9 protein-coding genes are annotated in these 16,086 nt (G+C 32.5%); 3 read left to right on the top strand and 6 right to left on the bottom strand.

From position 1 onward, the window contains the following. Position 1: 1 nt before the first annotated feature. The 6 genes from PW52_RS03390 to lepA form a co-directional block, all read right to left on the bottom strand. Complete coding sequence (locus tag PW52_RS03390; protein WP_044631513.1) at positions 2–1,948, bottom strand: hypothetical protein; 1,947 nt, start codon at positions 1,946–1,948, stop codon at positions 2–4. Between the two features lie 553 nt (positions 1,949–2,501). Continuing rightward, on the bottom strand, positions 2,502–4,901 hold the full coding sequence (locus PW52_RS03385; protein WP_044631512.1) for a glycoside hydrolase family 31 protein: 2,400 nt from the start codon (positions 4,899–4,901) through the stop codon (positions 2,502–2,504). Between the two features lie 190 nt (positions 4,902–5,091). Further along, positions 5,092–6,999 (bottom strand): 1,4-alpha-glucan branching protein GlgB, encoded by a 1,908-nt coding sequence (gene glgB, locus PW52_RS03380; RefSeq protein ID WP_044631511.1) that lies wholly within the window; start codon positions 6,997–6,999, stop codon positions 5,092–5,094. 3 nt (positions 7,000–7,002) lie between these two features. Next, the gene (locus PW52_RS03375; protein ID WP_044631510.1) at positions 7,003–8,268 is read right to left on the bottom strand and encodes a glucose-1-phosphate adenylyltransferase; all 1,266 of its coding nucleotides are present in this window, start codon (positions 8,266–8,268) and stop codon (positions 7,003–7,005) included. A gap of 5 nt (positions 8,269–8,273) precedes the next feature. Next, positions 8,274–9,680, bottom strand: a complete 1,407-nt coding sequence (locus PW52_RS03370; RefSeq protein WP_044631509.1) for a glycogen synthase — start codon at positions 9,678–9,680, stop codon at positions 8,274–8,276. A 148-nt stretch (positions 9,681–9,828) separates the two neighbouring features. Continuing rightward, on the bottom strand, positions 9,829–11,625 hold the full coding sequence (gene lepA, locus PW52_RS03365; RefSeq protein ID WP_044631508.1) for a translation elongation factor 4: 1,797 nt from the start codon (positions 11,623–11,625) through the stop codon (positions 9,829–9,831). Between the two features lie 184 nt (positions 11,626–11,809). On the opposite strand from lepA, the gene PW52_RS03360 reads away from it, so the two are divergent. The 3 genes from PW52_RS03360 to dusB all read left to right on the top strand — a co-directional run bounded on the left by PW52_RS03360 (position 11,810) and on the right by dusB (position 16,000). Continuing rightward, a complete protein-coding gene (locus PW52_RS03360) occupies positions 11,810–14,233 on the top strand; it encodes a TonB-dependent receptor (protein ID WP_044631507.1) in 2,424 nt (807 codons plus the stop codon). 102 nt (positions 14,234–14,335) lie between these two features. Next, positions 14,336–14,989: a hypothetical protein gene (locus tag PW52_RS03355; RefSeq protein WP_044631506.1), complete on the top strand. Its 654-nt coding sequence runs from the start codon at positions 14,336–14,338 to the stop codon at positions 14,987–14,989. Between the two features lie 18 nt (positions 14,990–15,007). Then, on the top strand, positions 15,008–16,000 hold the full coding sequence (gene dusB / locus PW52_RS03350; RefSeq protein WP_044631505.1) for a tRNA dihydrouridine synthase DusB: 993 nt from the start codon (positions 15,008–15,010) through the stop codon (positions 15,998–16,000). The last annotated feature ends 86 nt before the right edge of the window (positions 16,001–16,086 follow it).

Here is a 16,086-nt window from a genome sequence, read left to right as displayed (position 1 = left end):
ATTATTTACCAATATTATCTAAACTATAAAAAGAATAATTATTTCCGGTTCTTAAAATAACTGTTTTAGCAGTTTCATCTATTGAATAAGAGAAATCTTTATTCCCAATGGGAATATAGCTAACAATATCTCCTAAATTAATATCAATAATTTTTATTACAGTACCAACGTTTTCTATTTTATCAGTTATAAACCAAAGTTTATTAATTAAATCGAACGGATTTTCCCTATTAGTTTTTGGTTTATTTTTATTGAAGTTACCAAATAATTTTTCAGCTTCTCCTAAAGCTATAACACCTGCTCCAAAATCGCCTATACCATAAGCATGAGTATAGGTTTGTATTTCTAGATCTGAGTAAAAATCATCTGTATTTTTTAAGCCATATTTATATAGTTGTTGATTAATTTTATTGACTTCATCTGAAAATATGGTACCTAAAGCAAGAATAGCTATAGGAGCAATTGTTTTCATTATATTGGATTTTGGTTTAAAGTATACCGATTTTAATTTTTCTCCATTTGCGTTGTATTGTACCATTTCGTTACTAGAAAGAAAGGCGTATTTATCGTTAAAAATTTCAATTCTAGAAATGGTATCTTTTCCTTTTTCGAATAAATTTTTCTCTGTTAGCTGTTGTTCGGTTTCTTTTACTATATCCAAGCTATAAACCGTTTTACCCTTTTTTTGTGAATATATTACCTTTTTATTTTGATGATCAATTTTAAAAGGCTCATAATATGCTAAGGGAATTATATTTTTTATTCGATTGTGATTAATATCATAAGTTATAATATTGTAGTCTGTAATAGCAACTAAAACATCGTTAAACAAAAAACCATCGCGTAATTTTTTATTGTAAATTTTAAATGGATTTTGAAATTGTATTTCACCAATATCATTTATACAATTTGCGTAATAGCTGTCTTCAATTTTTTCAATTATTAAGTGATTATTGTCTTGTTGAAACACACTTTCAATTTTGCCTTCAAATTTTGGCCATTTTTCCCATTTAGCCGTGCCATCGTAATTTACATAATTAAGGCCTTTAGCACTTTTTACCATTATAGAATTAGTGTTGAATTTTATATTGTAGTAAGACCCTAATTTTATTCTTTTTTCAAGGTCTATTTCTCCTGTTTTAAAAGATATAAAATCCATATTATAACTCTTATCTTCGTATTTGTTTAAAGCAATAAAATGATTGTTTTTATTAAATCCTTTTGGTTGATATATTTTGTTAATGTTTAAGTCACTAAAATTCTTTTGCCATAATATATTTCCAGTTATAACATCAATACTAAATAGTGTTTTCCCAAAAGAAAATACGATAGCTTCTTCATTTGAAATTGGGTCGAAATCCAAAGTTTTAGCCGAATTCAACTTTAAACCAAATAAGTCCGTTTTTTCGGGTTCTGGCATAAGCATAGTCCACAACTTTTCAGAATTAGACATTTTTATTAGGCTTAAGTTATAAATAAACTTTTTTTCAATACCTTTTTTCTTATCTCGTTTTATTTTTTCTGTATGTAAAATTAAGGCGTAACGATTATCACGAGAATAAAAAATTTCACTTGGTTTGTAATCTTCGATTTTGCTAGTATCAAAAATAACTTTACCAGTTATTCTATTTATAGCTATAGTTTTTTCTACAATTTCGTCTGAAAAAAATTGTGATTTCGTAAGTTTTATATAAGGATGATTGTTAAATAAAGTAATTTCATCTTCTTTAAAACCAGGAACAGATACTTCCCATGCCTGTTGACCCTTTATATAATCGAAGCATTTAAAAGTGTCTCCGTTATATTGATAGATTGTATGGAGTTTCTTATCTTTTATATACCAAAAATCATTTTCTTCTAAATTAAAATCATGACTTTTAATAAGTTCTTGTGAGGTTAAATGGTTTAGTGTTAAAAAAACAAAAAGAATTAGTTTAAATAGCTTCATTATATTAAGTTTTACTTTTAAAATTAATATTTAAATCATTAATAATCAAGTAAAACCGAATAAATAACAAGAAACTTCTTATTAATTTAACCTATAGTTAATTTTTGTATATTAAAAAAAAATCGTCTCAAAATTTAAGTGTTGAATCTGAGTTTATTTCAGATTTTTTATAACTAGTAATGTATTTTAATAAATACAGAAACAGGTTTGATTAAAAATTAAATATATAAACTTTTAAGAGAACCTTTTTGGATGAAAATATTTTTTAATAAATTTTTAGAATATTCTAAAGCCTCATTATTTACGTCATCAGTTTGTTCTTTTTCTGATTATTCCGCTTTTGTTTGAGAGGTTGTATTTTTGAAATGTTTCTATTTCGTCATTTTCATATTTTATTTGACTTATATCTTTTTTATCGATCATTATTAACGGACCATCTAGATTATTAATTTTTTATAAATACCTATTTAAAAAGTTATCATCATTAAACAAAAAAGCTTCAAACCATACGTTTGAAGCTTTTTACAATGTTATACAAATTATTTTGTTAGAACTAAGCCATAATATGAAGCTCTGTAAATTCTTTGTCTATTACTAAAGCATTACTGCTAGAAATTAAATTTTCAATAGGAATTAAAACATTATCTACTTCAATTTTCTTTATTTTAAAAGGTAAACCATGTAAATTAAGTTTAAACGTTTTATACGTTGTTATATATTTACCTGTTTTAAACTGTTGTATAATAAGTTCGTCTTCTTTACCTGTAAGTTTAAAGTCTCTTAAACTATAACGTCCTTTTATGTAATCGTAACCATCTCCAGCATCTTCGTATACTTGAGAGGTTTCTTTACCTAGTTTGTAATAAACCTCAAGAGTAAGTTCTTCAATAGTTTTTTCGCCAACATATTGTTGTATTGGATACTTTGGTATAATTGCACCTTCACTTACAAAAATAGGCATGCTATCTAAATCGGCATCAACCCACATTTCTTGGCCACCAGTTACAATTTCATCGGTCCATAAATTATACCATCTTCCAAATGGAAAATACATACGACGTCCTTTTTGATTCGGACCATTAACTGGACAAACGAGTATTTTTTCTCCAAAAACAAACTCGTCATTTCTGTAGTGCGTCTGTGTATCTTCTTGGTCGTGCAATACCAACGATTTTAAAATAGGAATACCATCGCTTACATTACGCCAAAATGCCGTGTATAAATAAGGTAATAATTGGTAACGTAGTTCAATAAATTTTCTAACTACGTTAGTTATAGTATCATCAAAAGCCCAAGGTTCTTGATCGCCATGATCGCCCGATGAATGCGTACGACAAAATGGATGGAAAATACCTAATTGTATCCAACGCGCATAAAGTTCTCCATTAGGTTGTTCGGCAAAACCACCAATATCCGATCCTACAAACGAAAATCCAGACATAGCCATGCGTTGTGCTTGTAAATTAGCAATATTTAAATGGTCCCAAGTGGCAATATTATCACCAGTCCAACTCGAAGTGTAACGTTGTGTTCCAGAATAAGCCGCTCTTGTAATTACAAACGGACGCTTAGGATACGAGAATTTTTTTAAACCCTGATACGTGGCACGTGCCATTTGCATACCATAAATATTGTGTGCTTTACGGTGACTACAACGGTTACCATCGTAATCGTGCCTTACATCGTCTGGAAACGATTTTCCAGGAACATCCATTACGGCTGGTTCGTTCATATCGTTCCAAACACCTTTTACTCCAATATCTTCAATAAGTTCTTGAAATAAATTAGACCACCATTCCCTAACTTCGGGGTTTGTAAAGTCTGGAAAATAACATTCTCCAGGCCATACTTTACCTTTCATGTAAGGCCCATCGGCACGCTTACAGAAATAATCGTTATCTAACCCTTCTTTAAATACCGAATAGTCCATATCAATTTTAATACCTGGATCTATTATTACGATGGTTTTAAAGCCATCGTCGGCTAATTCTTTAACCATACGTTTAGGGTCTGGAAAGTATTCTTTACTCCATGTAAAACAGCGAAAACCTTCCATGTAATCAATATCTAAATAAATAGCATCGCATGGTATTTTGAGTTCTCTAAACTTGCTTGTTATTTCTTTGACTTTAGATTCTGGATAGTAGCTCCATTTACATTGGTGGTAACCAAGTGCCCAAAGTGCGGGCATTTCGTGCGGTTTACCTGTTAAATCAGTGTAATTAGCAACAACTTCAGACATTTGTGGCCCGTAAATAAAATAATAGTTCATTTCGCCTCCATGGGCCCAAAAACTTGTAATATTTCTGCGTTCATGACAAAAATCGAAATAAGAACGAAACGAGTTATCGAAAAATATACCGTACGATTTTTTATTATGAAGCGCTGTATAAAATGGAATAGCTTTATAAATTGGGTCGGTGTCTCTACCATATGCATACGAATCGGTTACCCAATTTTCAAAACGTTTGCCTTTTAAATTATTATCTACAGGTTTATCGCCTAAACCATAGTAACTTTCGCCTGGTTGTGCTGTTTTAGACATTTTAACAACATTACCTCCAAATTGATAACTTTCTTCCCAATGGAAACCAAGCTCGTCTTCGCAAATTAGGGTATTATCTAGGGCATCATAAAGCGAAATTCGCATATCTGCTTTAGATACTTTACATATTAGTTTAGATGTTGTTATTACATATACATCTGTTTCTTCTTCTACTTCTAAATGGTTATAACCTCTGCTTGCATATTTGGTTATGGCATACGAAAAATCATTTTCAAAAATACCTGTTGTTGTATATCTAAAGCGAAGTATACTATCTCTTCGAACAGTAATTTGCAGAACGACGCCATTATCGGCTGTAAAAGAAAGTACATTAATGTTTTTTTCGTAGTTTATTATTTTGGAAGGAAATAGGTTTCCTTTATATTCTAATTCTGTATTAAGTATCATAGCTTATACTTTATATGGTTCGGTTTCTAATTTAATAAATTAAAAAAACCTCTTGCGTTTCTTTTTACTAAAAAAACACCTAATAAATTAATAAATATTAAAAATTTAAGTGATTAACCTTTAAATAACGCAAGAAGTATAAAAAATAAGAGGTTTTTAATTTTTACTAAAACAAAATTTACTATTTGGTTTATATAAAATTGAAAATTATTACAGACAATGGAGGTAATGTTACTTTTGCCGAATAATGCTTACCGTTCCAAGGTGTTTTTACAATTTTTATTGGTTTTTTATTTGAAACTCCGCTACCACCAAAATCGTGTTCATCACTGTTAAATATTTCATTAATTTTACCACTTACGGGTAAACCTATACGATAATTTTCCCTTAAAGTTGGAGTTAAGTTACATATTACAACCACATTTTGTTCGTTATTATCTCCTTTACGTATATATGATATAACACTATTTTCATGATCGTCGTAACTTATCCATTCAAAGCCTTCACCATCAAACGGTTTTTGGTATAAAGCAGGTGTGTTTTTGTAAAATGTATTTAGAGCTTTGTAATATTTTTTTAGATTTTGATGTGGAATAAAATCGAGCAAATTCCAGTCTAAACTTCCTTGAAAATCCCATTCGTTGTATTGCCCAATTTCGCCACCCATAAACAGTAGTTTAGTTCCTGGATGTGTAAACATATAACCATATAATAAACGTAGGTTAGCAAAACGTTGCCACTCATCTCCTGGCATACGTCCTAAAATAGAATTTTTACCATACACAACTTCGTCATGCGATAAAGGTAGCATAAAGTTTTCGGTAAATGCGTAGGCTAAACTGAAAGTGATTTCGTTGTGATGAAATTTACGATATACCGGATCTTTTTGGAAATATTCAAGCGTATCATGCATCCAACCCATCATCCATTTCATACCAAAACCTAAACCACCAATATCGGTTGGTTTAGATACCATAGGGAATGCTGTAGATTCCTCGGCAATGGTTTGTACATCAGGAAAGGATGCGTAAACTTCGGTATTGAGTTCTTTTAAAAAACTTACAACAGCTAAATTTTCGCGGCCTCCATAAATATTAGGTTCCCATTCTCCATCTTCTCTAGAATAATCCAAGAATAGCATGGATGCTACAGCATCTACTCTTAAGCCATCGGCATGATATTGGTCTAACCAAAAAATGGCATTACTTATTAAAAAGGAACGCACCTCGTTGCGCTCGTAATTAAAAATTAAGCTTTTCCAGTCTTGATGATAACCTTTACGTTTGTCAGGATGTTCATATAAATGTGAACCATCGAAAAAGCCTAAACCATGAGCGTCTTCTGGAAAATGCGATGGTACCCAATCGAGAATAATACCAATATCGTTTTGATGTAATTTATCTACTAAATATTTAAATTCTTCAGGATATCCGTAGCGCGAGGTTGGTGCGAAATAGCCCGTAATTTGGTAACCCCATGACGGATCGAAAGGATATTCCATAATAGGCATGAGTTCAACATGTGTAAAATTCATGTCTTTTACGTAGCTTACTAATTCATCTGCAAGTTCGAAATAAGACATAAAACGGTTCTCTTCAACCTTTTTCTTCCAAGACCCTAAATGGACTTCGTAAACTGAGTAAGGAGCATTTAATGCATTATTCTTTTTACGTTTTTTCATCCAACCGCTGTCTTTCCAGCTGTAATTATCTTCCCAAACAATAGATGCAGTACTAGGTGGATGCTCGCATCGTCTTGCATAAGGATCAGATTTTTCAGTAACTATGCCATGGTGGTGACTCACAATTTTGTATTTGTATAGATTACCTTTACCTACATAAGGAATAAAACCTTCCCAAATACCGCTGGAGTCCCAACGTACGTTAAGTTGGTGTTCGCCTCCTGTCCAGTAATTAAAATCACCTATTACCGATACTTCTTTTGCACTAGGTGCCCAAACTGCAAAATAAGTACCCTCAATACCATCTAAGGTAATAATATGCGATCCAAATTTTTCGAAAAGTCTAAAATGTTTTCCAGCTTTAAAAAGATTTATATCAAACTCTGTAAATAAACTGTGTGCTTTAACTTGTGTCATATATTATAACTTGAAGCCTGTAGGAATTACAGCTCCTTTTTTAATTACTACAATACCGTCTTTTATGGCATAAGTATCAGTTTCTGAATTTTCTAAATGTGGCCCACCTTCAATAGTTACATCGTCGCCAATGCGGCAATTTTTATCGAGAATGGCATTTTTTATAAAACAGCGTTCTCCAATTCCTTTTAAAATTTCAATTTTTTTCTCTTCTATTTCTAAAAGAGTTTCATAAGAGTCGCTACCCATCATGTAAGTACTAATTACCACAGAATCTTTACCAATTCTAGAGCGAATACCTATTACAGATTTTTCTATACGTTGAGCGCCTATAATACAGCCTTCTGCTACTACGGCTTTTTCTAAAATAGTACCAGCCATTTTTGTAGTAGGAAGCATTCTGGCTCTTGTGTAAATGCGTTTTTTCTTATCGTACAAATCAAATTTTGGAATATCATCTGTTAAGCCAATGTTAGCTTCAAAAAAGGAGTCGATATTTCCAATATCTGTCCAATAACCTTCGTATTGAAAGCTTAAAGTTTTATGTTTATTTATGGATTGCGGAATAATTTCTTTACCAAAATCTATGGTCGATTCGTCTTTCATTAAATCGATTAATAAATCTCGATTAAAAATATAAATACCCATTGATGCGAGGTAGTTTCTACCTTCTGCTTTCATATCATCACTTACTTCTGATGTCCATTCAGGTAATAAGCTTGCATCTGGTTTTTCTATAAATGAGGTTACAACATTCTCTTCATTAGCTTTCATAATACCAAAAGAGGTAGCGTCTTTGGCATTAACAGGAATTGTTGCTATAGAAATTTCGGCATTACTAGCTTCATGGGCTGAAATCATTTTATCGTAATCCATTTGATATAATTGATCGCCCGAAAGAATTAAAGCATACTCAAAATCATGACGAACAAAATGGTGCATGCTTTGTCGAACCGCATCGGCTGTTCCTTGAAACCAACCTTTATTGTGTGGTGTTTGTTCGGCGGCTAAAACATCTACAAAAGCACTGCTAAAAAAACTAAAATGATAGGTGTTTTTTATATGTCTATTTAACGAGGCTGAATTGAACTGAGTTAGTACAAAAATGCGTTTAATATCGGAATTTATACAGTTTGAAATTGGAATATCTACCAAACGATATTTACCAGCAATTGGAACTGCTGGTTTAGAGCGCTCGTTTGTTAAAGGGTATAGCCTTGAACCTTGGCCGCCACCGAGAATAATTGATAGAACTTTATTGTTTATCATGACTTTTAGTTTAAAGTTTTATATAGGTTGATATATTGTTTTGCTGAAGCATGCCAAGAATGGTCAATTTTCATTATTTGTGTTCTTATTCGTTTGTATTTATTTGGTTTTAAATAAAGTTCTACTGCGCGTATTATGGCTTTGTTTATTTCTTGAATGTCTGTACTATTGTGGCAAATTCCAAACCCATTCGGTTCTTTTATATCAATAACCGTATCTTTAAGACCTCCTATTTTTGTTACAATTGGTATTGTACCATAACGAAGAGAGTACATTTGGTTTAATCCGCACGGTTCTACTCGTGATGGCATTAAAAGAAAATCGGCACCAGCGTAAATAATATGTGATAGTTTTTCGTCATAGCCAATATAGGTGTTATAATTACCTTTAAATTCTGATTTAAGAGCGTTAAGACTGTCTTCTAAATCTGGATCGCCAGAACCTAAAAGAAGAATATTAAGGTCTTTATTTTTAAGAGCATTTTTAAAAATTTCAGGAAACAAATCTGTTCCTTTTTGGTGTACTAATCGTCCTATAAAAGCAAAAAGCGGTTTTGTTTCGTCTAAATTAAAAGCTTCACAAAGGTATTTTTTATTTGCTTTTGCCCCTTTGTTTACTGTTTTTATGGTGTAATTTTCAACTAGAAAGCTATCTGTTTCTGGGTCCCAAACATCTGTATCTATACCATTTAATATACCTAAGCATTTTTCACCTTCGGTAGCTAAGAGACTTTGTAACCCGTTGGCATTCTCTTTTAATTCTTCCATGTAGGTTGGCGAAACAGTAGTAACTCGCCAAGCGCATTTTATTCCTGCGGCTAAAGGGTTTATTTGTCCGCCCCAATCTAAAAGACCAACATTATCAAAATTAAAAGGAGGAATTAATCCTACTTTATCGTGCGAAAACCAACCTTGGTATTGCGCATTATGTATAGTTAAAATATTCGGGATTTTTCTAAACACTTCATACTTAAAGCTTTCTTGAAGCATAAACGGTATTAACCCTGTATGATGATCATGACAATGAATAATATCTGGATTGGTATGCCAGGTTAATAACCAATCTAGGGAAGCGATTTGAAATGCTAAAAAACGTTCGGTATCTTCAAAAGAATAGACCTGTTCTTTAAAAAGTAAATCTGGAACATCTACAAAAAAGACATCAAAATCAAGTGTAGACTCTTCGAGTACTAAAATGTTAAATTTATAAGGTGTTTCACCTAAGAGAATTTCTGAAGAATAAATAGCACTAAAGGTATTAGCCTTTGTGAACGTATTATCATAAAAAGGTATAAAAACCTGGGCATATTCACCAGAATTATTTAAATATTTAGGCAGAGCACCTACCACGTCGGCAAGCCCTCCAACTTTAGCTATAGGATAGCATTCTGCGCTTATGTGAACAATTTTCATTATTTAGTTTTCGTTGATATAAACTTACGAAATTAAACAGCAAAAAATGAAAATTATTCTTATTTTTCAATAAATTAATGAGTTATTAATAATTGAAGATAGAATTAATAATAATTTGATATTAATAGATATAAAATTTATTGAATTATTAATCGTTAAGTTTTAAAACGGCCATAAATGCTTGTTGAGGGATTTCTACATTACCAACTTGACGCATTCGCTTTTTACCTTTTTTCTGTTTTTCAAGTAATTTCCGTTTTCTAGAAATGTCGCCTCCGTAACATTTTGCTGTAACGTCTTTGCGTAAGGCTTTCACAGTTTCTCTTGCCACAATTTTGGCACCAATAGCTGCTTGAATAGGAATATCGAATTGCTGACGCGGAATTAATTCTTTTAGCTTTTCACACATTTTTTTACCAATATTATGTGCGTTATCGGCGTGAATTAATGCAGATAATGCATCGACAGATTGGGCATTTAATAAAACATCTAAACGTACTAGCTTAGATTGTTTCATGCCTATTGGATGATAATCGAACGAGGCATAACCTTTAGAAACGGTTTTTAAGCGATCATAAAAATCGAAAACTATTTCTGCCAACGGCATATCGAAGTTAAGCTCAACACGCTCGGTGGTTAAATAAGTTTGGTTGGTTATTTGTCCACGTTTTTCTATACATAAGCCCATAACGTTACCAACAAAATCGGCTTTTGTAATAATGGTTGCTTTTATAAAAGGCTCTTCAACACGGTTTAAAGTGGAAGGTTCTGGTAAATCGCTAGGGTTATTAACAACAATAACTTCGTCAGGATTTTTATTGGTAAAGGCGTGGTAACTTACGTTTGGTACGGTTGTAATTACCGTCATGTTAAATTCACGCTCTAAACGTTCCTGAATAATTTCCATGTGAAGCATACCTAAAAACCCACAACGGAACCCGAAACCAAGAGCTGCAGAACTTTCTGGAGCAAATACTAACGAGGCGTCGTTAAGTTGAAGCTTTTCCATAGAGGCGCGAAGTTCTTCGTAATCTTCGGTATCAACAGGATAAATACCTGCAAAAACCATAGGTTTTACATCTTCGAAACCACCAATTGCATTTTTAGTTGGGTTGGCCGAATCTGTAATAGTATCACCAACTTTTACTTCTTTAGCTTCTTTTATACCTGTAATAACGTAACCTACATCCCCAGCTTTAATTTCTTGTTTTGGCTGTTGCTTTAATTTAAGTGTACCAACTTCGTCGGCACCATAGGTTTTACCGGTTGCAATAAATTTAATTTGCTGGTTTTTTTTAATAGAACCATTTATTACCCTAAAATAAGTTTCTACACCACGAAATGGGTTGTAAACCGAGTCGAAAATTAAGGCTTGTAAAGGTTCGTTAGGTTCTCCAACAGGAGCAGGAATACGTTCAATAATAGCTTTTAAAATATTATCGACACCAAAACCAGTTTTTCCACTGGCGTGAATTACATCTTCTGGATCGCAACCTAAAAGGTCTACAATGTCGTCGGTAACTTCTTCTGGGTTTGCACTTGGTAAATCTACTTTATTAAGTACCGGAATAATTTCTAAATCGTTTTCTAAAGCTAAATATAAATTCGAAATGGTTTGTGCTTGAATACTTTGTGCCGCATCAACAATTAGTAATGCGCCTTCGCAAGCAGCGATAGATCGAGAAACTTCGTAACTAAAATCTACGTGACCAGGTGTGTCAATTAGGTTTAATACATAGGTTTCGCCTTCAAAAATATAATCCATTTGAATGGCATGACTTTTTATAGTAATACCACGCTCGCGTTCCAAATCCATGTTGTCTAAAAGTTGATCTTGCTTTTCGCGTTCGGTTACAGAACCTGTGTAGTCTAATAAACGATCGGCAAGGGTACTTTTACCATGGTCAATATGTGCAATAATGCAAAAGTTTCTAATATTCTTCATATGGCTAACCTAAAAATAGATTTAGTTTGCAAATATATGTGATTTTAAATGAGCGTAAAACAATGCTTGTTGGTAAATTATAAGTTAATTTATAATTATGGGTGATAATTTATAAATATTACATATAATTTAAACGTTTCCAGTAATTTGTAGTCTTAAGTTTATATTTTAAACCGCTAAACTTATGACCACGTTTTTAAAAGCTTCAAAACGAACGTTTTTTTTCCTTTTTATACTACTATCTATTTTTAAAATTAGTGTATTAAAAGCTCAAACCAATAAAAAAGTCCCAGAAATTGAAGGGATTTATGTGCACACCGACCGTACAAAATATATGTTTGGCGAATCACTTTGGTATAAAGCTTATTCGGTTTATCCTTACAGCAATCTTCTGTTTAGTAAAAGTAATATTTTATATGTAGAATTGGTTTCTCCAGACGATGAGGTTGTGGTACAAAACAAAACTATTTTAGAAAACGGATTGGGTCATGGCGATTTTATTTTAAACGATTCGTTAGGAATTAAAAAACCAGGAATGTATCAATTAAGAGCCTATACCAATTGGAACAGAAATTTTGACGATCATTTTGTGTTTAAAAAAAACATAGAAATTTTAAATGTTTTAGCGTCGCCTAATTCTCAACCTCAAGAGGCTTCTAAAAAATCAAAAAAAGAGGATTTAAAAACCAATGCGATTGCAGAAAATAATGTTCAGTTTTTTCCAGAAGGCGGTTCGTTAATAAGTAATGTAAACAATGTTGTTGCGTTTAAAGCAACGAATGGTAAGGGTTTTCCAATTCATGTAAAAGGAGAAATTTATAAAGCATCAAACGATTCTTTAGTTACTTTTTTTGGGACACTTCACGATGGCATGGGAAAATTTATACTTAAGCCAAAACCTGGTGAAAAATTTTATGCTAAACTTTTAAATTCTGATAAAAAAACACCAATTCCAAGTAGTTTAGATCAAGGTTACGCCTTAGGTTTCAGAAAAATAAGAGGTAAAAATATGCTCATTATTAAAACTAATGCAAGTACTTTAGCTAGTCAAACAAGTGCATCTTTTCAAATAATATTTAAATTTAAAGGCGTTACTTATTTCGATATTTCACAGGTAATTTCAAGCCCTACTACTTATTTAGAAATCCCAAATAACACGCTTCCAGAAGGTATAAATCAAGTTACTTTAATCGATGCTAGTAACCGGCCGCATAGCGAACGATTAATTTATATAGAAAAGGCTAAAGACTTGGAGGTTGCAGTTACAACCAATAAATATAGTTACCAACCAAATGAAAACATAACGGTAACGGTTTCTTCAAAAAATAAAACCGGAGAAGTTGCTTTGGCAAGTTATTCTATAAGTTGTGTTGATAGAAATGGTGACGAATCGAAACAATACAACTCTAATATTGCAACACATTTTTTAATGGAATTCGACATTAAAGGAAAAGTGCATAATCCGGGTTATTATTTCGATGAAGCAAACCCAAGACGATTACTAAATTTAGATTTGTTATTGTTAACCCAAGGTTGGAGAAACTATTTATGGAAAAATTTACCAGAAACTAAACCATTAAAAGCACCTTTTTTAGCCGAAAAAGGTATTTCATTTAGTGGTCGTGTAAAACAAATTTTGGGAACAAAAGCTAAGGCAAATAATATAGTAACATTGGCTTTGTTTAATAACGGTAAAGTAGAAATGTTAAGTACAGAAACCGATGCTTTAGGAATGTTTAGATTTAAAGACCTCATGTTTTATGGCAAAACAAAGTTTGTGTTAAGTTCTAAAAACGAAAAAGGAAAAGGAAAAGGGCAATTATTATTAGATAAGTTTAATAGATTTCCGCTTGAAACCAATTCTAATCCGCAAGTTGTAAAAATTGACACCTTACAGGACGCTACTATAAAAGATAATATTTTAAGAAAATACATGTCTTTTGGTGTTATGCCAGAAAACGTTTTAGATGAGGTTGAAATTTTAGCTAAGAAAAAAACCGAACCTTCGCAAAGCATTTACGGAACACCAGATAGAACGTTTACTTTCGAAGACGAAAGGCGGTCTTTTTCTACCATCCATCAGCTTATTCAAGTAACTATTCCTGGGGTACAAGTTACTGGTTCTACTATTAAGTTTACAAGATATAATGGACCTGCACAAATAATTGTAGATGGTATTCCTTGGGAGCAAGAAGAAGTAGCTTTTATACAACCTGGCGATGTCGAAAAAATAGAAACCTTAAATGGTGCTAGCGCTTCTATTTTAGGTGCCAACGGCGGTAACGGCGTGATATTAATTTATACAAAAGAAGGCGCATCAAACCGAGAAAAAACCATTTACCACACCGTTAAAGACGATATTGATGGCTTTTACAAAGCTCGAGCATTTTATGTGCCAAATCCTTCAGAAAAAAATGAAGATAGTAGTAAATATGCAATTAGAAATACCTTATATTGGAACCCGTATGTTCATCCTGAAAACAACGGAGAAATCCAACTAAAATATTTTAATAGTTCGGTGGAAACCGAGGTTCAAATAACTTTAGAAGGGCTAACTGCAACGGGTATTCCTGTGGTAAAAAAGACGAATTATGTTATAGAACAATAATTTCTTTCTTCAATTATGTATTGATTTATAGATACTTAATTTCTGTTTTTATTAATATAGATAAAAGCTGTAGTTTTGCGCAAATAAACTCATTTAACAATTATGGTTAAAAAAGCTATTGCGCTTGTATTCGTTTTATTTATTGTAACTTCTTGTTGGAAAAATAAAAGTCCGGAAGATTTAATAAGACTTAAAGATCAATTTAAATCACAAGTTTCAAAATTTGAAAACAAAAAGGACAATGCTAATAAAAATGTTACCAAAGGATTATCGTCTTTAGGAGCATTAAAAAGCGCATTAGAAGACGCTAAAAACGAAGATAAAGAGTTTGCGAAAGTTTATGGCGACTGGGAAAAAGTAAATAAACGCGTTAATAACCTAAATAAAGAGTACGAAGATTTAAAAGCGAAAGCCTCAAACCTATTTGCGGCTATGGAAAAGCAAACCAATAGTTTAAGTGATGACGCTAGTAAAAACACGCTTTTAAAAGCCATTAGCAAAGCTAAAACAAAATATAATGGCACTTTAGCAAACACTTCAAAAGCTATTGATAAATTGCGTTTGCTACATAACGATGCGGTCGAGGTTGTAAAAGCGCTTGAGGTTGCTGCAGCATTAAATTCTTTCGATTCTATTAACGGACAAATGAAAAGCATTGAAGATAGGGTAGATGGTATTATGGACGAACTTAACGTTGCCGTTGTAGAAAGCAAAAACCTTTACGAGAAAAAGATCACAGAACTTGCTGAAAATTAATACTTAAAAAAATAGCTTTTGGTAAAAATAGGTAACATAGAACTTCCAGATTTTCCGTTGTTGTTAGCACCAATGGAAGATGTTAGCGATCCGCCGTTTAGAAAGTTGTGCAAAGAACAAGGTGCCGATGTGGTTTATACCGAATTTGTATCGAGCGAAGGCTTAATTCGAAATGCTGCAAAAAGCGTCATGAAACTCGATATTTACGACAAAGAGCGCCCTGTTGGAATCCAAATATTTGGAGCAAACCTCGATAGTATGCTTCAAACCATCGATATTGTATCAGAATCTAAACCAGATATAATCGATATAAATTTTGGTTGTCCGGTAAAAAAAGTGGTAAGTAAAGGTGCTGGTGCTGGTATTTTAAAGGATGTGTGCCTCATGGAAAAACTTACTGCCGAAATGGTTAAACGAAGCAGCATTCCTATTACGGTAAAAACCCGTTTAGGTTGGGATCACGATTCTATAAAAATTGTTGAGGTTGCCGAACGCTTACAAGATGTTGGTTGTAAAGCCATTGCAATTCATGGGCGTACACGTGCACAAATGTATAAAGGAAATGCCGATTGGAAACCTATAGCTCAAGTAAAAAACAACCCACGAATGCATATTCCGGTGTTTGGAAACGGTGATGTAAACACGCCAGAACGTGCTATGGAGATGCGAGACGAATACGGCTTAGATGGTTGTATGATTGGGCGCGCAAGTATTGGTAATCCCTGGTTTTTTAAGCAAGTAAAACACTTTTTTAATACAGGAGAACATTTAGCTCCAATTAGTATGAAAGAACGTGTTGAAGCTGCACGCCAACATTTGCAAATGAGTATCGATTGGAAAGGTGAAATTCTAGGTGTACTTGAAACCAGAAGGCATTATACAAATTATTTTAAAGGTATACCGCACTTTAAGGAATATAGAACTAAAATGGTAACAAGCGACGATGCTAAAGACGTATTCGCTGCTTTTGATGAGGTTCAAGAAAAATTTGCCGATTACCAGTTTATTTAATAATTCTATTTTTAAACGCTAAATTGTTAAAGTTAAACACTTTTTTTAACCTTTGTTTTATTGGTGTAAATAAGCATTTTTAGTAC

The organism is Neotamlana sedimentorum (genome assembly GCF_000943565.1).
In the GTDB taxonomy this organism is placed as follows: domain Bacteria; phylum Bacteroidota; class Bacteroidia; order Flavobacteriales; family Flavobacteriaceae; genus Neotamlana; species Neotamlana sedimentorum.
This window is presented reverse-complemented; position numbering and strand designations above follow the sequence as displayed.

Bases quoted from the DNA above. Each gene is read 5' to 3' on its own strand.
- PW52_RS03385 (WP_044631512.1), bottom strand. From the start codon at position 4,901: ATGATACTTAATACAGAATTAGAATATAAAGGAAACCTATTTCCTTCC.
- PW52_RS03390 (WP_044631513.1), bottom strand. From the start codon at position 1,948: ATGAAGCTATTTAAACTAATTCTTTTTGTTTTTTTAACACTAAACCAT.
- PW52_RS03360 (WP_044631507.1), top strand. From the start codon at position 11,810: ATGACCACGTTTTTAAAAGCTTCAAAACGAACGTTTTTTTTCCTTTTT.
- PW52_RS03355 (WP_044631506.1), top strand. From the start codon at position 14,336: ATGGTTAAAAAAGCTATTGCGCTTGTATTCGTTTTATTTATTGTAACT.
- PW52_RS03370 (WP_044631509.1), bottom strand. From the start codon at position 9,680: ATGAAAATTGTTCACATAAGCGCAGAATGCTATCCTATAGCTAAAGTT.
- glgB (WP_044631511.1), bottom strand. From the start codon at position 6,999: ATGACACAAGTTAAAGCACACAGTTTATTTACAGAGTTTGATATAAAT.
- lepA (WP_044631508.1), bottom strand. From the start codon at position 11,625: ATGAAGAATATTAGAAACTTTTGCATTATTGCACATATTGACCATGGT.
- PW52_RS03375 (WP_044631510.1), bottom strand. From the start codon at position 8,268: ATGATAAACAATAAAGTTCTATCAATTATTCTCGGTGGCGGCCAAGGT.